Origin of the sequence: Pseudomonas sp. LAIL14HWK12:I1, from assembly GCF_003202095.1 — a bacterium.
Taxonomy (GTDB): domain Bacteria; phylum Pseudomonadota; class Gammaproteobacteria; order Pseudomonadales; family Pseudomonadaceae; genus Aquipseudomonas; species Aquipseudomonas monteilii.
Window position 1 is genome coordinate 30,474 of the sequence record NZ_QJKG01000007.1, and the last position, 22,362, is coordinate 52,835.

Consider the following 22,362-nt stretch of genomic DNA (forward strand, 5'->3'; position numbering starts at 1 on the left):
TTTTGCTTTCCGGCGATCTGCGCTTAGCGCTTCATGCTCTCTGGCAGGTGCGGCTGGATGGCCGTCAGTACGGCCTTGAAGCACTTGATGTTGCCTGCAACGATGTGGCCCTTGTCGAGGAAGTCGTGGCCACCGTTGAAGTCGCTCACCAGGCCACCGGCTTCCTGGATCAGCAGCACGCCAGCTGCCATGTCCCACTCGGACAGGCCCGACTCCCAGAAGGCGTCGAAACGGCCAGCGGCCACGTAGGCCAGGTCCAGGCTGGCGGAACCGGCACGGCGGATGCCGGCGGTCTGGCCAGTCAGGGCGCGGAACATGCCCAGGTAGTTGTCCATGTCAGCCATCTGGTTGTCACGGAACGGGAAGCCGGTACCCAACAGGGCACCTTCCAGGCTGGTGCGCGAGCTGACGCGCAGGCGACGGCCATTGAGTTGGGCACCACGGCCACGGCTGGCGGTGAATTCTTCCTGGCGAACCGGGTCGACGATCACGGCGTGCTCAAGGCGGCCACGGTATTTGCAGGCGATGCTGACGGCGAAGTGCGGGATGCCACGCAGGAAGTTGGTGGTGCCGTCCAGCGGGTCGATGATCCACAGGTAATCCTTGCCTTCTTCGCCGCTACCCGCGTGCAGGCCGGTTTCCTCGCCCTGGATGGAGTGGTTCGGGTAGGCCTTGCGCAGGGCGTTGACGATGCTCTGCTCGGCGGCGCGATCAACCTCGGAAACGTAGTCCTTAGCCTCTTTCTCGTCCACCTTGATGCTATCCAGGCGTTCGATGGAGCGGAAAATCAGTTCACTGGCGCTGCGAGCGGCGCGCAGGGCGATATTCAGCATAGGCTGCATGGGCGGGTCACCTGGAGATGTTAAAGAAGAAAGCCGATCATTCTAGCAGAAAACTTTGGCGGCAGAAGTGTCACATTTGCTTTCATGGCGTTACGTCTGTCGGTTCTGTAAGATCGAAGCCCCTGATTCCTGCATCTGTGAGCACAACACCTTGCTGCAAAATATTCGTGTTGTTCTGGTCAATACCAGCCACCCCGGCAACATCGGCGGCGCTGCGCGTGCCATGAAAAACATGGGCTTGTCGCGTCTGGTGCTGGTGCAGCCGAAAGAATTCCCCGCCGTGGATGCCAGTGCCCGTGCCTCGGGCGCCGACGATGTGCTGGATAACGCCCAGGTGGTCGACAGCCTTGAGCAGGCGCTGGTCGGCTGCAACCTGGTCATGGGCACCAGCGCCCGCGAGCGCAGCATTCCCTGGCCGTTGATCGGCCCGCGCGAGTGCGGTGCCAAGGCGGTGGAGCATGCCAATGGTGGCGAAGAAATCGCCCTGGTGTTCGGGCGCGAACACGCTGGCCTGACCAACGAAGAACTGCAGCGATGTCACTTCCACGTGCACATTCCCTCCAACCCCGACTTCAGTTCGCTGAACCTCGCCGCTGCCGTGCAGGTGCTCGCCTATGAGGTGCGCATGGCGTGGCTAGCTGGCGGTGCAGCGCCGGAAAAAGTCGAGAAGGTTGACGCCAGCGAGCTGGCGACCATGGACGAAATGGAGCTGTTCTACGACCACCTGGAAAAAACCCTGGTGGGCATCGGCTTCCTCGACCCGGAAAAACCCAAGCACCTGATGCCGCGCTTGCGCCGGCTTTATGGGCGGGTGGCGGTCGAGCGTTCGGAAATGAGCATTTTGCGCGGCATCCTTACCGAGACCCAGAAAGTGGTCCGGGGCGAGCCGCATAAACGGAAGGACTGACAGATGTTCGAACGCCTGCGTGAAGATATTCAAAGCGTATTCCACCGTGACCCGGCTGCGCGCAATGCCTTCGAGGTGCTCACCTGCTACCCCGGCATGCATGCCATCTGGCTGCACCGTCTGGGCAATGCCTTGTGGAAGCGTGATTTCAAGTGGCTGGCCCGGCTGGTGTCCAACTTCGGCCGCTGGCTGACCGGTATCGAGATCCACCCGGGCGCCACCATTGGCCGGCGCTTCTTCATTGACCATGGCATGGGTATCGTCATTGGCGAAACCGCCGAGATCGGCGACGACGTCACCCTTTATCAGGGCGTGACCCTGGGCGGAACCAGCTGGAACAAAGGCAAGCGCCACCCCACTCTGGAAAACGGCGTGGTGGTAGGGGCGGGGGCCAAAGTGCTGGGCCCGTTCACGGTCGGCGCGGGGGCCAAGATTGGTTCCAATGCAGTGGTGACCAAGGCGGTGCCAGCGGGCGCCACGGCGGTGGGCATCCCTGGGCGGATCATCGTCAAGAGCGAAGACAACGAAGTCGAGGCCAAGCGCAAGGCCATGGCCGAGAAGATCGGCTTCGATGCCTACGGCGTCAGTGGCGACATGCCCGACCCGGTGGCGCGTGCCATCGGCCAGATGCTCGACCACTTGCAAGCGGTGGACGAGCGGCTGGAGGGTATGTGTGGCGCCCTGACCAAGATGGGGAGCGACTACTGCGCCAAGGAGCTGCCAGCCCTGCCGGAAGATGATTTTGCCGAGGAGGCCAAGGTGGCCCAGCGCGACACTCAGTCGCATTGATTGCGCCGCACTGAAATCATAGTGACATACGGGGCGTGTGCTCACGCCCCTCGTCTGCTACACTCGCGCCCGCCTCCCCGATGCAAACCCGACTAAAGCAGTAGGTCTTATAGTTGACTTAAATGCTCGGGAATCGCATACTCGCACACATCCCGAAACTCCCGTGGTACCCAATAGCCATGCGACTGACTACCAAAGGCCGATACGCCGTGACCGCCATGCTCGACCTGGCGTTGCACGCGCAGCATGGGCCGGTGTCTTTGGCCGATATTTCCGAGCGCCAGGGCATTTCCCTCTCTTATCTGGAACAGCTGTTCGCCAAGTTGCGCCGCAGCAGCCTGGTTTCCAGCGTGCGCGGTCCAGGCGGTGGCTACCAGCTGTCGCGGGGCATGGCAACCATCCAGGTGGCCCAGGTCATCGATGCGGTCAACGAGTCGGTCGATGCTACCCGTTGCCAGGGCCTCGGGGACTGCCATGCCGGTGATACCTGCCTGACCCACCACCTGTGGTGCGACCTCAGCCAGCAGATCCATGAATTCCTCAGCGGCATCAGCCTGGCCGACCTCGTCATGCGCCGTGAGGTACAGGAAGTCGCCCAGCGCCAGGACTTGCGACGTGTCGCAGGCCGAACCGCCCAGCTGGACAAGATTGAGACGTCCGCCGTCGATTGATCCCCCAGGGACGATGAGCGACGCCACCGCCTGATAGGAGAGACAAATGAAGTTGCCGATCTACCTCGATTACTCCGCGACCACTCCGGTCGACCCACGCGTGGCCCAGAAGATGGCCGACTGCCTGCTGGTCGACGGGAACTTCGGTAACCCGGCTTCGCGCTCCCACGTCTTCGGCTGGAAGGCCGAGGAAGCGGTCGAGAACGGTCGTCGCCAGGTTGCCGAGCTGATCAACGCCGATCCGCGCGAAATCGTCTGGACCAGCGGTGCCACCGAGTCCGACAACCTCGCGCTGAAAGGCGTCGCGCACTTCTATCAGACCAAGGGCAAGCACATCATCACCTCCAAGATCGAGCACAAGGCGGTCCTGGATACCGCTCGCCAGCTGGAGCGTGAAGGTTTCGAAGTCACCTACCTTGAGCCAGGCGAAGACGGCATCGTCACCCCGGCCATGGTAGAAGCAGTGCTGCGCGACGACACCATCCTGGTCTCGCTGATGCACGTGAACAACGAAGTCGGCTCGATCAACGACATCGCCGCCATCGGTGAACTGACCCGTTCGCGCGGCGTCCTGTTCCACGTCGATGCCGCCCAGTCGGCCGGCAAGGTCGAAATCGACCTGCAAAAACTGAAAGTCGACCTGATGTCGTTCTCGGCGCACAAGGTCTACGGCCCTAAAGGTATCGGCGCGCTGTACGTCAGCCGCAAGCCGCGTGTACGCCTGGAAGCCATCATTCACGGCGGTGGCCATGAGCGTGGCATGCGTTCGGGCACTCTGCCAACTCACCAGATTGTCGGCATGGGCGAAGCCTTCGCCATCGCCAAGCAGGAAATGGTCGCAGAGAACGCGCGCATCAAGGCCCTGAGCGACCGCTTCTTCAAGCAGGTTTCGGACCTTGAAGAGCTGTACGTCAACGGCAGCCAGACTGCCCGTGTACCGCACAACCTGAACCTGAGCTTCAACTACGTCGAAGGCGAATCGCTGCTGATGTCGCTGAAGGACATCGCCGTTTCGTCCGGATCGGCCTGCACCTCCGCGTCGCTCGAACCTTCGTACGTACTGCGTGCCCTGGGCCGCAACGACGAGCTGGCGCACAGCTCGATCCGCTTCTCCTTCGGCCGTTTCACCACCGAAGAAGAAGTCGACTACGCCGCGCAGAAAGTCTGCGAGGCCGTCAACAAACTGCGTGAGCTGTCGCCGCTGTGGGACATGTACAAAGACGGCGTTGACATCTCCAAGATCGAGTGGGCCGCCCACTAAGCAGTCGCCGGCAAGAGCGGCTCCCTGATGAGGAAGGAATTGCACCATGGCATACAGTGAAAAGGTCATCGACCACTACGAAAACCCACGCAACGTCGGCAAGATGAATGCCGAAGACCCAGACGTTGGCACCGGCATGGTCGGCGCCCCGGCGTGCGGTGACGTAATGCGTCTGCAAATCAAGGTCAACGAGCAGGGCGTTATCGAAGACGCCAAGTTCAAGACCTACGGCTGCGGTTCGGCCATTGCTTCCAGCTCCCTCGCCACCGAGTGGATGAAGGGCAAGACCCTGGACGAAGCCGAGACCATCAAGAACACCCAGCTGGCCGAAGAACTGGCGTTGCCGCCGGTCAAGATCCACTGCTCGGTACTCGCCGAAGATGCCATCAAGGCAGCGGTACGCGATTACAAGCAGAAGAAAGGCTTGATCTAAGCCGCCTGTTGCGAGGTAAGGAGTCCTGATGGCTATCAGCATGACAGAAGCCGCCGCCAACCACATTCGCCGCTCCCTCGACGGGCGCGGCAAGGGTGAGGGCATTCGCCTGGGCGTGCGCACCACCGGTTGCTCGGGCCTGGCCTACGTGCTGGAGTTCGTTGACGAACTGGCGGACGAAGACCAGGTGTTCGAGAACCACGGCGTGAAGGTGATCATCGATCCCAAGAGCCTGGTCTACCTCGACGGCACCGAGCTGGATTTCGTCAAGGAAGGGTTGAACGAAGGCTTCAAGTTCAACAACCCCAACGTGCGCGGTGAGTGTGGCTGCGGCGAAAGCTTCAACGTTTGAGGCTGGCTGTGGGAACTCCTTGTCATTTCGCATTGTTTGACCTCCAGCCAAGCTTCCGCCTGGACCTCGACAAGCTGGCCACTCGCTACCGCGAGTTGGCCCGCGAAGTCCATCCCGACCGCTTTGCCGACGCCTCCGAGCGTGAGCAGCGTGTAGCGCTGGAGAAGTCCGCAGCCCTCAACGACGCTTACCAGACACTGCGCAGTGCGCCGCGTCGCGCCCGCTATCTGCTGGCCATCAGTGGTCATGAAGTGCCCCAGGAAGTCACGGTCCACGACCCGGACTTCCTGTTGCAGCAGATGCAGTGGCGCGAAGAGCTCGAAGAGTTGCAGGACGAAGCCGACCTTGACGGCGTGGGTGTGTTCAAGCGGCGCCTGAAGGCTGCCCAGGAGACCCTGAACGAGGACTTTGCCGCCTGCTGGGATGCCCCAGGCGAGCGCGAAAAGGCCGAGCGCCTGATGCGTCGCATGCAATTCCTCGACAAGCTCGCCCAAGAAGTGCGCCAACTGGAAGAGCGCCTCGACGATTAACCCGGTGTCGCCCGTGATGGCACCTAAGGTATTCAGATAAGCATGGCCCTACTGCAGATTGCCGAACCCGGTCAAAGCCCTCAGCCGCACCAGCGCCGCCTGGCGGTGGGGATCGACCTGGGTACCACCAACTCTCTGGTCGCCGCATTGCGCAGCGGCCGTTGCGAGCCCCTGCCTGATGCGCAGGGTAACGTCATTCTGCCGTCCGCGGTGCGCTACCTCGAAGGGCGCAACGAAGTGGGGCAGGCCGCACGTGATGCCGCTTCCAGCGACCCGCTGAACACCGTGCTGTCGGTCAAGCGCCTGATGGGGCGCGGCCTGGCCGACGTCAAGCAGCTGGGCGAGCAGTTGCCCTACCGCTTTGTGGGTGGCGAGTCGCATATGCCGTTCATCGACACTGTGCAGGGCCCGAAAAGCCCGGTGGAAGTGTCCGCTGACATCCTCAAGGTGCTGCGCGAGCGCGCCGAAGCGACCCTGGGTGGCGAGCTGGTAGGCGCGGTGATCACCGTGCCGGCCTATTTTGACGACGCCCAGCGCCAGGCCACCAAGGACGCTGCGCGCCTGGCTGGTTTGAACGTGCTGCGCCTGCTCAATGAGCCGACGGCGGCTGCCGTGGCCTATGGCCTGGACCAGAATGCCGAAGGTGTGGTGGCCATCTATGACCTGGGTGGCGGTACCTTCGATATTTCCATTCTGCGCCTGACCGCTGGTGTGTTCGAGGTGCTGGCCACCGGTGGCGATACCGCCCTGGGTGGTGACGATTTCGACCACGCCATTGCCGGCTGGATCATCGAGCAGGCTGGCCTGTCGTCCGACCTGGATCCGGCCACCCAGCGTGCGTTGCTGCAAACAGCATGCGCCGCCAAGGAAGCGCTGACCGACGCCGACGTGGTCGGCGTCAGCCATGGCGCCTGGCAGGGTGAGCTGAGCCGTGCCGAGTTCGAAGCCATGATCGAACCGATGGTTGCCCGCAGCCTCAAGGCCTGCCGCCGCGCCGTGCGCGACAGTGGCGTGGAGCTGGAAGAAGTCAGTGCCGTGGTCATGGTGGGTGGCTCGACCCGCGTACCACGAGTGCGCGAAGCCGTGGGCGGGCTGTTCGGCCGTCCCCCGCTGACCTCGATCGATCCTGACCAGGTGGTGGCCATCGGTGCCGCCATTCAGGCCGACACCCTGGCCGGCAACCGCCGCGAAGGTGGTGAACTGCTGCTGCTTGATGTCATCCCGCTGTCGCTTGGTCTTGAGACCATGGGCGGGCTGATGGAGAAGGTGATCCCGCGCAACACCACCATTCCGGTGGCGCGTGCCCAGGAGTTCACCACTTATAAAGATGGCCAGACGGCCATGATGATCCATGTCCTGCAGGGTGAGCGCGAGCTGATCAGCGACTGCCGCTCGCTGGCCCGTTTCGAGCTGCGCGGCATTCCGGCCATGGTTGCCGGTGCGGCGAAAATCCGCGTCACCTTCCAGGTGGATGCCGATGGCCTGCTCAGCGTCGCCGCCCGCGAACTGGGTTCGGGCGTGGAAGCCAGCATCCAGGTCAAACCGTCCTACGGCCTGACCGATGGTGAAATCGCCCGCATGCTGAAGGACTCCTTCGAACACGCAGGTTCCGACAAGCACGCCCGCCAGCTGCGCGAGCACCAGGTGGACGGCGAGCGCCTGCTTGAAGCGGTACAGGGCGCCCTGGACGCCGACGGTGAGCGCCTGCTCAGCCGTGACGAGCGCGAAGCCATCGAATTCCAGATGCAAGAACTACGTGATTTGCTGGCCGGCACCGATGGCGCAGCCATCGAGCAACAGACCAAGCGTCTGTCGCAGGTGACCGACGCATTTGCCGCCCGTCGCCTTGATTCGACGGTCAAAGCCGCACTGGCCGGGCGCAACCTGAATGAGATCGAGGAGTAACCGATGCCGCTGGTGACATTCCTGCCGCATGAGAAGTTCTGCCCCGAGGGGCTGACCGTGGAGGCGCCGACCGGGACCAATATCCTGGAACTGGCCCACGACCATCACATCGAGATGGAAAGTGCCTGCGGCGGCGTCAAGGCCTGTACCACTTGCCACTGCATCGTGCGCAAGGGTTTCGACTCGCTGGAAGAAGCCGACGAGCTGGAAGAAGACATGCTGGACAAGGCCTGGGGCCTGGAAGCGCAGTCGCGCCTGGGGTGTCAGGTGGTCGTCGCTGACGAAGACCTGACCATCGAGATCCCCAAGTACTCGCTCAACCACGCCGCTGAAGCGCCGCACTGAGGTTTGCACCATGAGCCTGAAATGGATTGATGTACTTGAGATCGCCATTCAGCTTGCAGAAAGCAAGCCTGAGGTCGATCCTCGTTATGTGAATTTCGTAGACCTGCACCGCTGGGTGCTGGCATTGCCAGAGTTCAGCGACGATCCGTCACGCGGCGGTGAGAAAGTGCTCGAGGCCATCCAGGCTGCCTGGATCGACGAAGCCGACTAAGCGTCACTTGCAGGTTAGGCAATCCCCCGGAACCCGCGTATAATTCGCGGGTTTAATTTTTCGTGTCACTCATATTCTGGAGTTTTCCATGGCTGTTCAACGTACTTTCTCGATCATCAAGCCTGACGCCGTTGCCAAAAACGTCATCGGCAAGATCACCACTCGCTTCGAAGAAGCCGGCCTGAAAATCGTTGCCTCGAAAATCAAGCAACTGTCCAAAGCCGAAGCCGAAGGCTTCTACGCTGAGCACAGCGAGCGCGGCTTCTTCGGTGACCTGGTTGCCTTCATGACTTCCGGCCCGGTTGTTGTTCAGGTTCTGGAAGGCGAAAACGCCATCGCTCTGAACCGTGAGCTGATGGGCGCTACCAACCCTAAAGAAGCTGCTCCAGGCACCATCCGTGCTGACTTCGCCGAGTCGATCGACGCCAACGCCGTTCACGGTTCGGACTCCGAAGCTGCTGCTGCTCGCGAAATCGCTTACTTCTTCGCTGCTACCGAGGTAACCACTCGCTAAGCGAAAGCTTACGGGTGAGGGTGAATCCATGACGACATCTACTGGCAAAATCAACCTGTTGGGTCTGACCCAGCCGGAAATGGAACAATTCTTCGACTCGATCGGGGAAAAACGCTTCCGTGCCGGCCAGGTGATGAAATGGATTCACCATTTTGGCGTGTCCGACTTTGCGGCCATGACCAACGTAGGCAAGGTCTTGCGCGAAAAGCTCGAGGCCGTTGCCGAGATTCGGCCTCCGGAAGTGGTCAGTGAAGACATTTCCGCCGACGGTACCCGCAAGTGGGTGATCCGCGTTGCCTCCGGCAGCTGCGTCGAGACCGTCTACATTCCTACCGACGACCGCGGCACCTTGTGCGTATCGTCGCAAGCCGGCTGTGCCCTGGACTGCAGTTTCTGCTCCACTGGCAAGCAAGGCTTCAACAGCAACCTCACTGCCGCCGAAGTGATCGGCCAGGTGTGGCTTGCCAACAAATCCTTCGGGACCGTCCCTGCCAAAGTCGACCGCGCGATTACCAACGTGGTGATGATGGGCATGGGCGAGCCCTTGCTGAACTTCGACAACGTCATCGCCGCCATGAAAATCATGATGGATGACCTGGGCTATGGCATTTCCAAGCGTCGCGTTACCCTGTCCACCTCGGGCGTGGTGCCGATGATCGACGAGCTGGCCAAGCACATTGACGTGTCGCTGGCCCTGTCGCTGCACGCACCGAACGACGAACTGCGCAACAAGCTGGTACCGATCAACAAGAAGTACCCGCTGAAAGTGCTGCTGGAGTCTTGCATGGGCTACATGTCCACCCTGGGTGGCAAGCGCGTGCTGACCATCGAGTACACCCTGCTCAAGGACGTCAACGACCAGCCTGAGCATGCCGCGCAAATGATCGAATTGCTGCGCGATGTACCGTGCAAGATCAACCTGATCCCGTTCAACCCGTTCCCGCATTCGGGCTACGAGCGGCCAAGCAACAACGCCATTCGTCGCTTCCAGGACCTGCTGCACCACGGTGGCTTCAACGTCACCACCCGCACCACCCGTGGTGACGATATCGATGCTGCCTGTGGTCAGCTGGTCGGCCAGGTCAACGACCGCACCCGCCGTAGCGAGCGCTACATCGCTGTGCGCCAGCTCTCCGCGGACGTCGAGCTGCAAGACAGCGCCGCCAGCCACTGACCGGGACTTTGCCCATGAGCCTGCGCGCCGCGCTGTCGATCCTTGCGCTCTTGCTGCTGGCCGGCTGTGTGTCGGGCGGCGCGAGCGACCCCCTGGCCAGCCGCCAGGGCAGGGCAGAGGCGGGGCGGGCTTATGTGCAACTGGGCCTGGGGTATTTGCAACAGGGTTTGACCGCGCAGGCCAAGGCGCCACTGGGCAAGGCCCTGGCCCTCGACAGCACCGATGCCGACGCGCACGCGGCCCTGGCGCTGGTATTCCAGGCCGAAGGTGAGCCGGCACTCGCCGAAGCCCACTTTCGCAAGGCCTTGCAAGCCCGCGCCGGCGACACGCGAATGCGCAACAATTACGGCAGTTTCCTTTATGCTCAGGGGCGATTTGCCGAGGCCGAGCAGATGTTTCGCCTGGCCAGCGCCGATACCCTGTATCCTGAGCGCTCACGCGTGTACGAGAACCTGGGCCTGACTGCCCTGAAGCTCGATCGCCGCGACCAGGCGCATGCTTACCTGCTGAAAGCGTTGCAACTCAACCAGCGGCAACCGAAAGCGTTGCTGGAAATGGCTGAGTTGTCCTACGAAAACAGGCATTATGTGCCGGCCCGGGACTACTACGATCGTTTCAGCCAGTTGAGCGACCACGATGCCCGTAGCCTGCTGCTGGGCAGTCGCCTTGCCCGGGTGTTCGACGAGCAGGGCACACTGGCCGAGATGGGCCAGCAATTACAACGACTTTATCCCGGTACGCCGGAATATCAGCAATACCTGTCGGAGCAACGATGAACGCCGCGCATCCCGAAGTAGCAGTAGCGCCTGGCCAGAACCCCGGTGAGCTTTTGCGCCTGGCCCGTGAGAAACGGGACTGGTCTCAAGCCGAGGTGGCCCGCAAGCTCAACCTCACTGTCAGTTCGTTGAACCACGTGGAAACCGGCGCCTTCGACAAGCTGCCAGGGCATACGTTTGCCCGTGGCTACATTCGCGCCTATGCCAAGCTCATGGACCTCGACCAGGCCGCCCTGGTAGAGGCCTTCGACCGCTACACCGGCACCCACGCCAAAGGCAGCGAGGTGCACTCGCTGGGCCGTATCGAAGAGCCGGTGCGCCTGTCGCACAACATTCTGCGCGGTGTCAGCCTGCTGTTGCTGGTGGCGGTGGTCGGTGGCGGCTTCGTCTGGTGGCAGGACCAGGGCAGCCTGCGTGGCAAGGACCTGGCCAAGATTGCTTTGGAGCACGTCGAAGTCGAAAGTGCCGACGGCACCACCCAGATTCACCCGCTCGATGAGCCTGAAGACCAGGCTGTTTCCGCTGGCCAGCAAGCCGAAAGCGCACCGCTGGCGCTGGAGCAGGGCGCTGCCGAACAGCCCGCCGCCGCTGCTGAACAGGCACCGGCAAGCCCGGCGCCAACCCTTGCTGCAGTGCCTGCGCCGACACCGGCCCAGCCAGTGTCCGCGCAGCCTGCACCTGCTGCAGTGGCTACCCCGGTAGCACCGGCTACCCCGGCACCGGCCGCTGTTGCACCTGCCGCACCGGCGCCGGCCGTGGCTGTCACCGAGCCAGCCGCAGTACCGGCAGGCAGCGCCAAGGTCGCCATCCAGTTCACCGCCGATTGCTGGACCCAGGTGTCCGATGGCAACGGCAAGGTGCTGTTCAGCGCCATCAAGCGCAAGGGGGACAACCTCGAACTGACCGGCAAGCCGCCGTTCGCGGTGCGTCTGGGCTTTGCCCGTGGCGCCCAGGTCAGCTACAACGGCCAGGCCGTCGATGTTGCCCCGTTCACCAGTGGCGAGACCGCTCGCCTGAAGTTGGGACAGTAAGTCATGCACGGCGAATCTCCGATCAAACGTCGCGAATCCCGCAAAATCTGGGTCGGCAATGTGCCGGTGGGTGGTGATGCGCCCATCGCGGTGCAGAGCATGACCAACACCGACACCAACGATGTGGCCGCCACCGTGGCGCAAATCCAGCGCCTGGTCGATGCCGGCGTGGACATCGTGCGTGTATCGGTGCCGGACATGGACGCCGCCGAGGCGTTCGGCAAGATCAAACAGCTGGTCAGCGTGCCGCTGGTCGCCGACATCCACTTCGATTACAAGATCGCCCTGCGTGTGGCCGAGCTGGGCGTGGATTGCCTGCGCATCAACCCCGGCAACATCGGCCGTGAAGATCGTGTACGCGCCGTGGTCGATGCCGCCCGCGACCGTGGTATCCCGATCCGTATCGGCGTCAACGCCGGCTCCCTGGAAAAAGACCTGCAGAAGAAGTACGGCGAGCCGACCCCGGCCGCATTGGTCGAGTCGGCCCTGCGCCACGTCGAGCACCTCGACCGCCTGGACTTCCAGGACTTCAAGGTCAGCGTCAAGGCCTCGGACGTGTTCATGGCCGTCGAAGCCTACCGCCTGCTGGCCAAGCAGATCGTGCAGCCGCTGCACCTGGGCATCACCGAAGCCGGTGGCCTGCGTTCGGGGACGGTGAAATCCGCCGTCGGCCTCGGTATGCTGCTGGCCGAAGGCATTGGCGATACCATCCGTATCTCGCTGGCGGCCGACCCGGTCGAAGAAGTGAAAGTCGGCTACGACATCCTCAAGTCGCTGCACCTGCGCTCGCGTGGCATCAACTTCATCGCCTGCCCGAGCTGCTCGCGGCAGAACTTCGATGTGGTCAAGACCATGAACGAGCTGGAAGGGCGCCTTGAAGACCTGCTGGTGCCGCTGGATGTGGCAGTGATCGGTTGCGTGGTCAACGGCCCGGGCGAAGCCAAGGAAGCCCATGTAGGGTTGACCGGCGGTACGCCGAACCTGATCTACATCGATGGCAAGCCTGCGCAGAAGCTGACCAATGACAACCTGGTCGATGAGCTGGAAAAACTCATCCGCCAGAAAGCGGCCGAAAAGGCCGAAGCCGACGCGGCGCTGATCGCCCGTGGCTGACACACAGAATTCGTAAGGACTATTCGTGAGCAAATCGCTGCAAGCCATCCGTGGCATGAACGACATCCTGCCAGAACAGTCGCCACTGTGGCGCTACTTCGAAGGCACCGTGGCCGGGCTGCTGGACACCTACGGGTACAGCCAGATCCGTACGCCGATCGTCGAGTTCACCGAGCTGTTCAAGCGCTCGATCGGTGAAGTGACCGATATCGTCGAAAAAGAGATGTACACCTTCGAGGATCGCAACGGCGATTCGCTCACCTTGCGCCCTGAAGGCACCGCCGCTTGCGTGCGTGCCGTGCTGGAGCATGGCATCACCGGCAATGGCCAGGTGCAGAAACTGTGGTACATCGGCCAGATGTTCCGCCACGAGCGCCCGCAGAAAGGCCGCTACCGCCAGTTCCACCAGATTGGCGTGGAAGTGTTCAACCTGGACGGCCCGGACATCGATGCCGAGCTGATCATGCTGACCTGGCGCCTGTGGGGCCTGCTGGGCATCCAGGACGCGGTCAAGCTGGAGCTCAACAGCCTGGGTACCAGTGAGGCCCGTGCACGCTACCGTGACGCGCTGGTCGAGTTCCTCTCGGCACGCCTGGAGCAGCTGGACGAAGACAGTCAGCGCCGCCTGAAGAGCAACCCGCTGCGCATTCTCGACAGCAAGGACCAGAACACCCAGGCGGTACTGGTGGGTGCGCCGAAGCTGGAAGACTACCTGGACGAAGCGTCCCGCGTGCACTTCGAAGGCCTGAAGGCCCGCCTGGACGCAGCCGGCATTCCGTTCGTGATCAACACCAAGCTGGTACGTGGCCTGGACTACTACAGCAAGACCGTGTTCGAGTGGGTCACCGACAAGTTGGGCGCCCAGGGCACCGTGTGTGCCGGCGGCCGCTACGACGGGCTGGTCGAGCAGATGGGCGGCAAGCCGACCACCGGCGTTGGTTTCGCCATGGGTATCGAGCGCCTGATCCTGCTGCTGGAAACCCTTGGCAAGGTACCGGAGTCCATCAGCCGCCAGATCGACGTCTACCTGTGCGCCTTTGGTGAGCAGGCCGAACTGGCAGGTCTGCGCCTATCCGAAGGCCTGCGTGACCGCCTGCCGGGCCTGCGCCTGGCGGTAAACGCCGGTGGTGGCAGCTTCAAGAGCCAGTTCAAGAAAGCCGACAAGAGTGGCGCGCTGTTCGCCCTGATCCTGGGCGACGACGAGCTGGCCAAGCAAGAAATCGGCTTGAAGCCCCTGCGTGGCCAGGGCGAACAACAGAACATTGCCTGGGATGCTCTGGCAGAGCACCTGGAAACCGCGATCGCGCAGGCGTAACGCGGTTCAACAACGAATAGGCGAAAAGGAGTATTGGGGTGTCGAGTACCGATGATGATGATCTGGCAGGGGTCAAGGACTGGTGGAATCGCAACGGCAAGCCGCTGCTGACCGGCGCATTGCTGGCCGGCGTGGTGGTATTGGGCTGGAATACCTGGCACAAGTACCAGAACAACCAGTCGCAAGGTGCCTCGCAGCTGTATCAGGCGTTGCTTGAGACCAGCCTGACGCCGACTGGCCAGCCAGACGCCACCAAGGTCGCGGAACTGGCCGGCAAGCTCAAGAGCGAGTTTGGCGGTACTGCTTACGCCCAGTACGGCAGCCTGTTCGTGGCCAAGGTGGCAGTCGAGAGCGGTAAGCTCGACGACGCCGCTGCCGAGCTGAAAAGCGTGCTGGACAAGCCGGCCGACGTGACCTTGGGCGAGATTTCGCGCCAGCGTCTGGCTCGCGTGCTTGCCGCCCAGAACAAGGCCGAAGACGCGCTCAAGCTGCTTGACGGTGATGCCGACAAAGCCTTCCTGGCCAGCCGTGAAGAGTTGAAAGGTGACCTGCTGGTGCAACTGGGCCGTGCCGCCGACGCACACAGCGCTTACGAAAAAGCCAAGGCTGCGCTGTCCGATGACGCGGCAGTCGGTGGCCTGCAATTGAAGCTGGATGACCTGGCTAAAGGGGACGCGTAAGTGATCGGTTGGAAACATGCAGCAGTGCTGACCCTGGCCGTGCTGGCCGCAGGTTGCAGCAGCAACAGCAAGAAGGAACTGCCTCCGGCCGAGCTGACCAAGTTCACCGAGGAAGTGGTGCTGAAGAAGCAGTGGAGCCGTTCGATCGGTGACGGCCAGGGTGAAACCTACAACACCCTGGTGCCGGCCATCGAGAACGACCGTATCTACGCCTCCGACGTCAACGGCGAAGTGTTCGCCCTGGACCGCATCACTGGCGATGTCGTGTGGAAGAAGGACCTGGAGCTGCAGGTTTCCGGCGCAGTTGGCGTGGGCTATGGCCTGGTCATGCTCGGCACCCTCAAGGGTGAAGTGATTGCCCTGGATTCCAGCACCGGTGAAGAGCGTTGGCGCTCCCGCGTGACCAGCGAAGTGCTGGCCCCGCCTGCCAACAACGGTGATGTGGTGGTGGTGCAAACCCAGGACGACCGCCTGATTGGCCTGGATGCCGCTACTGGCGACCGCCGCTGGATCTACGAAAACACCCCGGCCGTACTGACCCTGCGTGGCACCGGTGCCCCGATTGCCACCAACCGCCTGGCCATTGCCGGCCTGTCCACTGGCAAGGTGGTGGCGGTGGACATCAATAACGGCGTGCCAGTGTGGGAAAGCCGTGTGGCCATTCCACAAGGCCGTTCCGAGCTGGACCGTGTGGTCGACATCGATGGCGGCTTGCTGCTGTCCGGTGAAACCCTCTACGTCAGCACCTATCAGGGCCGTGTAGCGGGCCTGGACCTGGAAAGCGGCCGTGTGCTGTGGCAGCGTGATGCGTCCAGCTACGTGGGCGTTGCCCAAGGTTTCGGCAATGTCTACGTCAGCGAAGCGTCGGGTACCGTGGAAAGCGTCGACGAGCGCACTTCCAGCGCCCTGTGGACCAACGACACCATGGCGCGCCGCCAGCTGTCGGCGCCGGAAGTGTTTTCCAGCTACGTAGCGGTAGGCGACTTTGAAGGTTACCTGCACCTGCTGAGCCAGGTCGATGGCCGCTTCGTCGGCCGTGAGCGTATCGACAGCGATGGCCTGCGCGCCCGCCCACTTGTGGTCGGCGACACCATCTACGTCTTCGGCAACAGCGGCAAGCTCGAGGCACTGACCATCCGCTGAAGCTATGCTTGAAGCCTTGGCGGGCTTCAAGCTGCGGCGTAGGACACGCCGCCCGTACTCCGGCCGCTGCCTTGCAGCGGCCTTTGCATTTTCAAGAATTCGAGAGTGGAGAGCCGATGGTTCCCGTAATTGCCCTGGTGGGCCGCCCGAACGTCGGCAAATCCACCATGTTCAACCGCCTGACCAAAACCCGCGATGCCATCGTCGGTGACTTGTCGGGCCTGACCCGTGACCGCCAGTATGGCGATGCCAGCTGGCAGGGTCGTTCCTTCATCCTGATCGACACCGGTGGTATTACCGGTGACGAAGTGGGCATGGACGAGAAAATGGCCGAGCAGTCGCTCATGGCCATCGAAGAAGCCGACTACGTGCTGTTCCTGGTCGATGCCCGCGCCGGCATGACCGCCGCCGACCAGATGATTGCCGAGCACCTGCGCAAGCGCAACAAAGAGGCGATTCTGGTCGCTAACAAGATCGACAACATCGACGCCGACGTCGCTCGCGCCGAGTTCTCGCCGCTGGGCATGGGCAACGCCATTCCGGTGGCGGGCTCCCAGGGCCGTGGCATCAACGCGCTGATGGAGGCCGTGCTTGGCCACCTGCCGCGCGACCAGGTCGAAGAAGCCCTGGACGCCGAAGTCGCCGAAGGCGAAGAAGCTGTGCGCATCCCTGGCCCGAGCGAGAAAGATGGCATCAAGATCGCCATCATCGGCCGCCCGAACGTGGGTAAATCCACCCTGGTCAACCGCATGCTCGGTGAAGAGCGCGTGGTGGTCTATGACCAGCCGGGTACCACCCGTGACAGTATCTACATCCCGTTCGAACGCGATGGCGAGAAGTACACCTTCATCGACACCGCCGGTGTGCGCAAACGCGGCAAGATCCACGAGGAAGTCGAGAAGTTCTCGGTGGTGAAGACGCTGCAGGCGATCAAGGACGCCAACGTGGTGATCTTCGTCATGGACGCCCGCGAAGGTGTGGTGGACCACGACCTGAACCTGCTGGGCTTTGCCCTGGAAGCGGGCCGCGCCATCGTCATCGCCCTGAACAAGTGGGATGGCATGCAGCCCGGCGAACGCGACTACGTGAAGACCGAGCTGGAGCGCCGGCTGTTCTTCGTTGACTTCGCCGACATCCACTTCATCTCCGCCTTGCATGGCACTGGCGTGGGTAACCTGTACAAGTCGGTGCAGGCCGCGTTCAAGTCGGCGGTAACCCGTTGGCCTACCAGCCGCCTGACGCAGATCCTGGAAGACGCCGTGAGCGAGCACCAGCCACCGCTGGTGAACGGTCGCCGCATCAAGCTGCGCTATGCCCACCTGGGGGGGGCCAACCCGCCGCTGATCGTGATTCACGGTAACCAGACCGAGAAAATTCCGAAGTCGTACTCGCGTTACCTGGAGAACACCTACCGCCGTGTGCTGAAGCTGGTCGGTACGCCGATCCGCATCGAGTACAAGGGCGGTGAGAACCCGTACGAGGGCAAGAAGAACACCCTCACCGACCGCCAGGTCAACAAGAAGCGCCGCCTGATGTCGCACCACAAGAAGGCCGAGAAGAAGCGCCGCGACAAGCGCTGATTCCGCCTCAGCCTCTTCGCGGGCTTGCTCGCGAAGAGGCCGTTTGATCCAAAGCAATGCCCCTAATGTTTCAACCTTTTTCCTGACCGCCCGATCCGCTATGCTCGGACTCCACCCCGTGCCGGATACACCCCAGGAAAGAGGGCTCCATGATCCGCAGCAAACTGCCGAACGTCGGCACGACCATCTTCACCACCATGTCCCAGCTCGCCGTGCAGACCGGTGCGCTCAACCTGTCCCAGGGTTTCCCTGATTTCAACGGCCCGCAGGCCCTGCTCGATGCAGTGGGCCGGCATGTGGCTGCCGGGCACAACCAGTATTCGCCCATGACCGGCCTGCCGGCCCTGCGCCAGCAGGTGGCAGCCAAGGTCGAGCGCCTGTATGGCGCCAAGGTGGATGCGGACCAGGAAGTGACCATCACCCCCGGTGCCACCGAGGCGATCTTCTGTGCCATTCAGGCTGTGGTCCATGCGGGTGACGAGGTCATCGTCTTCGACCCTTGCTACGACAGTTACGAGCCGTCCGTGGAGCTGGCCGGTGGCCGCTGCGTGCATGTGCAACTCAGCGACGGCGACTTCCGCATCGACTGGCAGAAGTTCAGCGATGCCTTGAGCCCGCGCACGCGCATGGTCATTCTCAACTCGCCGCATAATCCCAGTGGCGCGTTGATTACCCGCGAAGACCTCGACCAGTTGGCGGCACTCATTGCCGACCGTGATATCTACCTGGTCAGCGACGAGGTCTACGAGCACCTGGTGTACGACGGCGTACGCCACGCCAGCGTGCTGGCCCATGAGCAGTTGTATCAACGCGCCTTCGTGGTCAGCTCGTTCGGCAAGACCTACCACGTGACCGGCTGGAAGACCGGCTACGTGATCGCGCCCCCGGCGCTGAGCGCGGAGCTGCGCAAGGTTCACCAGTACGTCAACTTCTGCGGCGTGACGCCTTTGCAATGTGCGCTGGCCGACTTCATGGCCGAGCACCCCGAGCACATCGATGAACTGCCGGCCTTCTACCAGGCCAAGCGTGACCTGTTCTGCGGTTTGCTGGACGGTTCGCGGTTCAGCTTCACCCGCACGGCGGGTACCTATTTCCAGCTGGTGGACTATTCGCAGATCCGCCCGGACCTGAACGATGTCGACATGTCGCTGTGGCTCACCCGCGAGCACGGTGTGGCGACCATTCCGGTGTCGGTGTTCTACCAGCAACCCATCCCCGAGCAACGCCTGGTCCGCCTGTGCTTTGCCAAACGAGAGGAGACGCTGCGTCAGGCAGCGGAACGACTATGCGCGATTTGAGCACACTGCCGAACCTGAGAGTCGCCCTGGTGCAAACCACCCTGGCCTGGCACGACCGCGAGGCCAACTATGCGCACTTCGAGGTGCTGCTGGAGCAGGTGGGCGAGGTGGACCTGGTAATCCTGCCGGAAATGTTCACCACCGGTTTCTCGATGCAATCGGAAAGCCTGTGCGAGCCGGAGAACGGCCCGACCTACAAGTGGCTGAAGGCCCAGGCGAAGAAATGCAACGCGGTGATTACCGGTAGCGTGATCATCCAGGCCGCTGACGGCAGTCACCGCAACCGCCTGCTGTGGGCGCGGCCGGATGGCGAAATTCTGCATTACGACAAGCGCCACCTGTTCCGCATGGCCGGTGAGCACAAGCACTACACCCCGGGCGAGCGCCAGGTCCAGTTCGAGCTCAAGGGCTGGCGAATTCGCCCACTGATCTGCTACGACCTGCGCTTCCCGGTGTGGAGCCGCGATGCCCAGGACACCGACCTGCTGCTGTACACCGCTAACTGGCCGGCTGCGCGGCGCCAACACTGGAACCGGCTGCTGCCGGCGCGGGGGATCGAGAACCTGTGCTATGTGGCAGCGGTTAACCGGGTGGGGACGGATGGCAAAGGCTTTGCGTATTCAGGCGATAGCCAGGTGCTGGACTTCCAGGGTGAGAGCCTGCTCAGTGCCGGGGAAGCGGACGGGGTGTTCACTGCAGTGTTGAGCGCGGCGGAGCTGGCGGCTTACCGGGCCAAGTTCCCGGCCAACCTGGATGCCGATACCTTCGAGCTTCACTGACGGCCTGAACTGGCCCTATCGCCGGCAAGCCAGCTCCCACAGGTACTGCACAGTATTCGAAATCTGTGAGGACCCTGTGGGAGCGGGCTTGCCCGCGAAGAGGCCGGCGCTGGTTACATTAATTTTCGATCAATACACATCCCGGCGATACCGTCCATCTTCGATCAATTGCTGCACAGCGGCCTCCCCAAGCATGCCGTTGAGCGCTGCATCCACGCCAGCAGCCATGCCTCGCAGACTGCCGCAGACATACACACAGGCGCCCTCAGCGACCCAGCGCTTGAACTCATCAGCCTGCTGCAGCAACACATCCTGCACATACACCTTCTCAGCCTGATCGCGTGAAAACGCCAGGTCCAGCCGTGCCAGGTCGCTGCTGTCCAGCCAGCCTTGCAGCTCATCGCCACATAGCAGGTCATGCGCCCGGTTACGCTCGCCGAACAGCAGCCAGTTACGCTGCTCGCCAGCATTCACCCGCGCCCGGATCAGGCTACGCAGGCCGGCCAGGCCGGTGCCGTTACCGATCAGAATCATCGGTGCGGCACTTTCCGGCAGGTGGAAGCCGCTGTTACGCCGCAGGCGCAGGCTCAAGGTGCCGTTCAGCGGCAGGTACTCGGTCAGCCAGCCCGAGCCCAGGCCCAGATGGCCATCGGCGTGGCGTTCCTGGCGCACGATCAGCTCCAGCACGCCATCGCTGGCGATCGAGGCGATGGAGTATTCGCGGCTGCCGATCGGCACCAGTGCGTCGATCAATGCCTGCGGCTGCAAGCCGATCAAGTGATCACGACGTGCCGGCAACTGGCGGCCAGCGAGCGCCTGGGCCAGGGTTTCGCTCAGGCCATTCACCTGCACCTTGGCGCTGGCGTCCAGCGCCAGGCCATTGAGGAAGGCGTCGACACGGGGCTGGCCATTGAGCGGCAGGATCTCCACCAGGTCGCCGGCCTCCCAGCTGGCAGGCGCTTCCGGTTGCAAGCCAAGCAGGTACACCGGCTGGCCCTGGCTGCCAGGGTTCAACAGTTCGCGGCGCACCAGTGACCAATTGGCAAAGCTCGGCGGCTGCCAGGCGGCCACCGGCTGGGCGCCGGTCAGCTGCGCCAGTTCTTGCTGCCACTGCTGCAGCGCTGCCTGGTCGGCATTGTCCACTTCCACCGGGCTGAACGCGCTGCTGGCACCGCGCTCACCCAGCCATGCCTGCAAGCGGCGGGCGAAGCCGCAGAAGTGCGGATACTGGCGGTCGCCGAGGGCGAGTACAGCGTAGCTGAGGTTGTTCAGCGCCCAAGGTTGGCCAAGTACCTTGCGCTCGAAGGCGCGGGCGCTGTCGGGGGCTTCGCCGTCGCCGAAGGTGCTGACCACGAACAGCGCGCGGCGGGCTTGTCGAAGGTCGTTTTCACCCAGTTCGGCCAGGGCGCGCACCTGTACCGGCATGCCCGCTGCTTGCAGCTGCCCGGCGCTCTGCCAGGCCAGTTGCTCGGCAAAGCCGCTTTGGCTGGCAAAACTGATCAGCCAGCTTTCGCCGCTGCCATTGTTGCTGGCAACGCTGCCACGGGCTTCGCGCACCTGGCGCTTCTTGCGGCGGCGGTCGAGGTACAGCAGCCAGCCGGTGACGAAGAACAGCGGCATGGTCAGGCTGGCGATAGTGACGATGATGCGGCCCGGCAGGCCGAAGTATTCGCCAACGTGCAGGGCGTAGACGCTTTGCAGTAGCTGGGCCTTGAAGGACTTGTCGGTGTAGCGGTCGTGGTTTTTCACCTGGCCGGTGGCCGGGTCCAGCACCAAGGTGTTGAACGCGCGCGGGTGATCGGCGTTGTCCAGCAAGTAGAACAGGTTGGCAGGCTGGCCACCCACCGGCGGCAGGCGCAGGTTATACATGGCCAGGCCTGGGCCGGCAGCGTTTTTGAGGTTGGCCCAGATCGCGTCATAGTCGACCACCAGCGGCGGGGCGTTCTTGTCGACTTTCTGCGGCCCGTGGCGGCCACGGCCTTCGCCGCGTTTTTGTTGCTGGCCCGCGGCCGGCTTGTCGGCCAGCAGCTTGTTCAGGCCTTCACGGTACCATTCATAGGACCAGAACAGCCCGGTAAGGGCGAACAGCAGATAGAACAGCAGGCACCAGGTACCGGCCACGGCGTGCAGGTCCCAGTTGAAGGCTCGACCTTTCTTGGCCCAGTCGAAGGTCAGCCAGGTGCGCCAGTCCAGTGCCTTGCGCGGCCAGCGCAGGTACAGGCCGGAGAGGCAGAAGAACACCAGCATCAGGGTGCAGGCACCGGTAATCTGCCGGCCGGTGTCGCCCATGGCCAGGAAGCGGTGCAGGTTGAGCATGAGGTTGAAGAAGCCTTGCCCGGCCACTTTGCCCTTGAGTTCGCCGGTGTAGGGGTCGGCATAGCGCAGCTCGCCACGGCGTTCGCCGGGTGGCGGCATGAAGAAGATCCGTGCGGCGTTGCCTTCACGCACGTCGACCCACAGCATCGACACCTTGTCGTGTTGCTGGGCCTCGACTCGCTGGACCAGCTCGGCTGGCGGCAGCACGCCTTCGGCGCGCACCTCTACCTTGAGCACATCGGCATTGAATGCGCGCAGCAGTTCTTCCTGGAACGAATACAAGGCCCCGGTGATGCCCATCAAGGCCAGCACCAGGCCAGCGGTGATGCCAAAGAACCAGTGCAATTGGAACAGCGTCTTCTTCACCACGTCTCTCACCTTGTGTTGCTGCCGCTAC

Annotated in this window: 23 protein-coding genes; 21 read left to right on the forward strand and 2 right to left on the reverse strand. The window is 62.8% G+C overall.

Annotated elements, in window-relative coordinates:
- Window positions 1-23 precede the first annotated feature (23 nt).
- Window positions 24-842, reverse strand: a complete 819-nt coding sequence (gene suhB, locus D906_RS17840; RefSeq protein WP_016713212.1) for an inositol-phosphate phosphatase — start codon at window positions 840-842, stop codon at window positions 24-26.
- A 151-nt stretch (window positions 843-993) separates the two neighbouring features.
- On the opposite strand from suhB, the gene trmJ reads away from it, so the two are divergent.
- The 21 genes from trmJ to D906_RS17945 all read left to right on the forward strand — a co-directional run bounded on the left by trmJ (window position 994) and on the right by D906_RS17945 (window position 19,649).
- Window positions 994-1,749, forward strand: coding sequence for a tRNA (cytosine(32)/uridine(32)-2'-O)-methyltransferase TrmJ (gene trmJ, locus D906_RS17845; protein WP_016713211.1), 756 nt, complete (start codon window positions 994-996; stop codon window positions 1,747-1,749).
- A gap of 3 nt (window positions 1,750-1,752) precedes the next feature.
- A complete protein-coding gene (gene cysE, locus D906_RS17850) occupies window positions 1,753-2,538 on the forward strand; it encodes a serine O-acetyltransferase (RefSeq protein ID WP_016713210.1) in 786 nt (261 codons plus the stop codon).
- Window positions 2,539-2,717: 179 nt separating this feature from the next.
- Window positions 2,718-3,209, forward strand: a complete 492-nt coding sequence (iscR, locus tag D906_RS17855) for a Fe-S cluster assembly transcriptional regulator IscR (RefSeq protein ID WP_025753812.1) — start codon at window positions 2,718-2,720, stop codon at window positions 3,207-3,209.
- 46 nt (window positions 3,210-3,255) lie between these two features.
- Entirely contained in the window at window positions 3,256-4,470 is a 1,215-nt protein-coding gene (locus tag D906_RS17860; RefSeq protein WP_012270592.1) for an IscS subfamily cysteine desulfurase, read from the forward strand.
- A gap of 46 nt (window positions 4,471-4,516) precedes the next feature.
- Window positions 4,517-4,903, forward strand: a complete 387-nt coding sequence (gene iscU, locus D906_RS17865; protein WP_003248539.1) for a Fe-S cluster assembly scaffold IscU — start codon at window positions 4,517-4,519, stop codon at window positions 4,901-4,903.
- Between the two features lie 28 nt (window positions 4,904-4,931).
- Window positions 4,932-5,255, forward strand: a complete 324-nt coding sequence (gene iscA / locus D906_RS17870) for an iron-sulfur cluster assembly protein IscA (RefSeq protein ID WP_003248536.1) — start codon at window positions 4,932-4,934, stop codon at window positions 5,253-5,255.
- A gap of 8 nt (window positions 5,256-5,263) precedes the next feature.
- Window positions 5,264-5,785: a co-chaperone HscB gene (hscB, locus tag D906_RS17875; protein ID WP_019098533.1), complete on the forward strand. Its 522-nt coding sequence runs from the start codon at window positions 5,264-5,266 to the stop codon at window positions 5,783-5,785.
- Window positions 5,786-5,827: 42 nt separating this feature from the next.
- On the forward strand, window positions 5,828-7,690 hold the full coding sequence (gene hscA / locus D906_RS17880) for a Fe-S protein assembly chaperone HscA (RefSeq protein WP_027615473.1): 1,863 nt from the start codon (window positions 5,828-5,830) through the stop codon (window positions 7,688-7,690).
- 3 nt (window positions 7,691-7,693) lie between these two features.
- Window positions 7,694-8,035 carry an ISC system 2Fe-2S type ferredoxin gene (fdx, locus tag D906_RS17885; protein WP_016713205.1) on the forward strand — a complete coding sequence of 114 codons (342 nt, stop codon included), beginning with the start codon at window positions 7,694-7,696 and terminating at the stop codon, window positions 8,033-8,035.
- A 10-nt stretch (window positions 8,036-8,045) separates the two neighbouring features.
- Window positions 8,046-8,246 carry a Fe-S cluster assembly protein IscX gene (iscX, locus tag D906_RS17890; protein WP_016713204.1) on the forward strand — a complete coding sequence of 67 codons (201 nt, stop codon included), beginning with the start codon at window positions 8,046-8,048 and terminating at the stop codon, window positions 8,244-8,246.
- An 88-nt stretch (window positions 8,247-8,334) separates the two neighbouring features.
- Window positions 8,335-8,760: a nucleoside-diphosphate kinase gene (gene ndk / locus D906_RS17895; RefSeq protein WP_016713203.1), complete on the forward strand. Its 426-nt coding sequence runs from the start codon at window positions 8,335-8,337 to the stop codon at window positions 8,758-8,760.
- Between the two features lie 28 nt (window positions 8,761-8,788).
- Window positions 8,789-9,934, forward strand: coding sequence for a 23S rRNA (adenine(2503)-C(2))-methyltransferase RlmN (gene rlmN / locus D906_RS17900; RefSeq protein ID WP_016713202.1), 1,146 nt, complete (start codon window positions 8,789-8,791; stop codon window positions 9,932-9,934).
- Window positions 9,935-9,948: 14 nt separating this feature from the next.
- Window positions 9,949-10,710: a type IV pilus biogenesis/stability protein PilW gene (pilW, locus tag D906_RS17905; protein WP_019098531.1), complete on the forward strand. Its 762-nt coding sequence runs from the start codon at window positions 9,949-9,951 to the stop codon at window positions 10,708-10,710.
- On the forward strand, window positions 10,707-11,741 hold the full coding sequence (locus tag D906_RS17910) for a RodZ family helix-turn-helix domain-containing protein (protein ID WP_027615474.1): 1,035 nt from the start codon (window positions 10,707-10,709) through the stop codon (window positions 11,739-11,741). The genes pilW and D906_RS17910 overlap by 4 nt, the downstream gene beginning before the upstream one ends.
- Window positions 11,742-11,744: 3 nt before the next feature.
- Window positions 11,745-12,854 carry a flavodoxin-dependent (E)-4-hydroxy-3-methylbut-2-enyl-diphosphate synthase gene (gene ispG, locus D906_RS17915; RefSeq protein WP_016713199.1) on the forward strand — a complete coding sequence of 370 codons (1,110 nt, stop codon included), beginning with the start codon at window positions 11,745-11,747 and terminating at the stop codon, window positions 12,852-12,854.
- Between the two features lie 25 nt (window positions 12,855-12,879).
- Window positions 12,880-14,169: a histidine--tRNA ligase gene (gene hisS, locus D906_RS17920; RefSeq protein ID WP_016713198.1), complete on the forward strand. Its 1,290-nt coding sequence runs from the start codon at window positions 12,880-12,882 to the stop codon at window positions 14,167-14,169.
- 38 nt (window positions 14,170-14,207) lie between these two features.
- On the forward strand, window positions 14,208-14,849 hold the full coding sequence (locus D906_RS17925) for a tetratricopeptide repeat protein (protein WP_016713197.1): 642 nt from the start codon (window positions 14,208-14,210) through the stop codon (window positions 14,847-14,849).
- Window positions 14,850-15,992 (forward strand): outer membrane protein assembly factor BamB, encoded by a 1,143-nt coding sequence (bamB, locus tag D906_RS17930; protein ID WP_016713196.1) that lies wholly within the window; start codon window positions 14,850-14,852, stop codon window positions 15,990-15,992. It begins immediately after the preceding gene.
- 116 nt (window positions 15,993-16,108) lie between these two features.
- Entirely contained in the window at window positions 16,109-17,572 is a 1,464-nt protein-coding gene (gene der / locus D906_RS17935) for a ribosome biogenesis GTPase Der (RefSeq protein ID WP_016713195.1), read from the forward strand.
- Between the two features lie 149 nt (window positions 17,573-17,721).
- On the forward strand, window positions 17,722-18,870 hold the full coding sequence (locus D906_RS17940; RefSeq protein ID WP_019098668.1) for a pyridoxal phosphate-dependent aminotransferase: 1,149 nt from the start codon (window positions 17,722-17,724) through the stop codon (window positions 18,868-18,870).
- A complete protein-coding gene (locus D906_RS17945; protein ID WP_019098669.1) occupies window positions 18,858-19,649 on the forward strand; it encodes an amidohydrolase in 792 nt (263 codons plus the stop codon). Before D906_RS17940 ends, D906_RS17945 begins: the two co-directional genes overlap by 13 nt.
- Before the next feature lie 129 nt (window positions 19,650-19,778).
- Here D906_RS17945 and D906_RS17955 read toward each other — a convergent pair whose 3' ends face one another.
- The gene (locus tag D906_RS17955) at window positions 19,779-22,334 is read right to left on the reverse strand and encodes a sulfite reductase flavoprotein subunit alpha (protein ID WP_025753808.1); all 2,556 of its coding nucleotides are present in this window, start codon (window positions 22,332-22,334) and stop codon (window positions 19,779-19,781) included.
- Window positions 22,335-22,362 lie beyond the last annotated feature (28 nt).

Coding starts and splice junctions, on each gene's coding strand:
- suhB (WP_016713212.1), bottom strand. CDS start 842: ATGCAGCCTATGCTGAATATCGCCCTGCGCGCCGCTCGCAGCGCCAGT.
- cysE (WP_016713210.1), top strand. CDS start 1,753: ATGTTCGAACGCCTGCGTGAAGATATTCAAAGCGTATTCCACCGTGAC.
- iscR (WP_025753812.1), top strand. CDS start 2,718: ATGCGACTGACTACCAAAGGCCGATACGCCGTGACCGCCATGCTCGAC.
- D906_RS17860 (WP_012270592.1), top strand. CDS start 3,256: ATGAAGTTGCCGATCTACCTCGATTACTCCGCGACCACTCCGGTCGAC.
- iscU (WP_003248539.1), top strand. CDS start 4,517: ATGGCATACAGTGAAAAGGTCATCGACCACTACGAAAACCCACGCAAC.
- iscA (WP_003248536.1), top strand. CDS start 4,932: ATGGCTATCAGCATGACAGAAGCCGCCGCCAACCACATTCGCCGCTCC.
- hscA (WP_027615473.1), top strand. CDS start 5,828: ATGGCCCTACTGCAGATTGCCGAACCCGGTCAAAGCCCTCAGCCGCAC.
- fdx (WP_016713205.1), top strand. CDS start 7,694: ATGCCGCTGGTGACATTCCTGCCGCATGAGAAGTTCTGCCCCGAGGGG.
- iscX (WP_016713204.1), top strand. CDS start 8,046: ATGAGCCTGAAATGGATTGATGTACTTGAGATCGCCATTCAGCTTGCA.
- ndk (WP_016713203.1), top strand. CDS start 8,335: ATGGCTGTTCAACGTACTTTCTCGATCATCAAGCCTGACGCCGTTGCC.
- rlmN (WP_016713202.1), top strand. CDS start 8,789: ATGACGACATCTACTGGCAAAATCAACCTGTTGGGTCTGACCCAGCCG.
- pilW (WP_019098531.1), top strand. CDS start 9,949: ATGAGCCTGCGCGCCGCGCTGTCGATCCTTGCGCTCTTGCTGCTGGCC.
- D906_RS17910 (WP_027615474.1), top strand. CDS start 10,707: ATGAACGCCGCGCATCCCGAAGTAGCAGTAGCGCCTGGCCAGAACCCC.
- ispG (WP_016713199.1), top strand. CDS start 11,745: ATGCACGGCGAATCTCCGATCAAACGTCGCGAATCCCGCAAAATCTGG.
- der (WP_016713195.1), top strand. CDS start 16,109: ATGGTTCCCGTAATTGCCCTGGTGGGCCGCCCGAACGTCGGCAAATCC.
- D906_RS17940 (WP_019098668.1), top strand. CDS start 17,722: ATGATCCGCAGCAAACTGCCGAACGTCGGCACGACCATCTTCACCACC.
- D906_RS17945 (WP_019098669.1), top strand. CDS start 18,858: ATGCGCGATTTGAGCACACTGCCGAACCTGAGAGTCGCCCTGGTGCAA.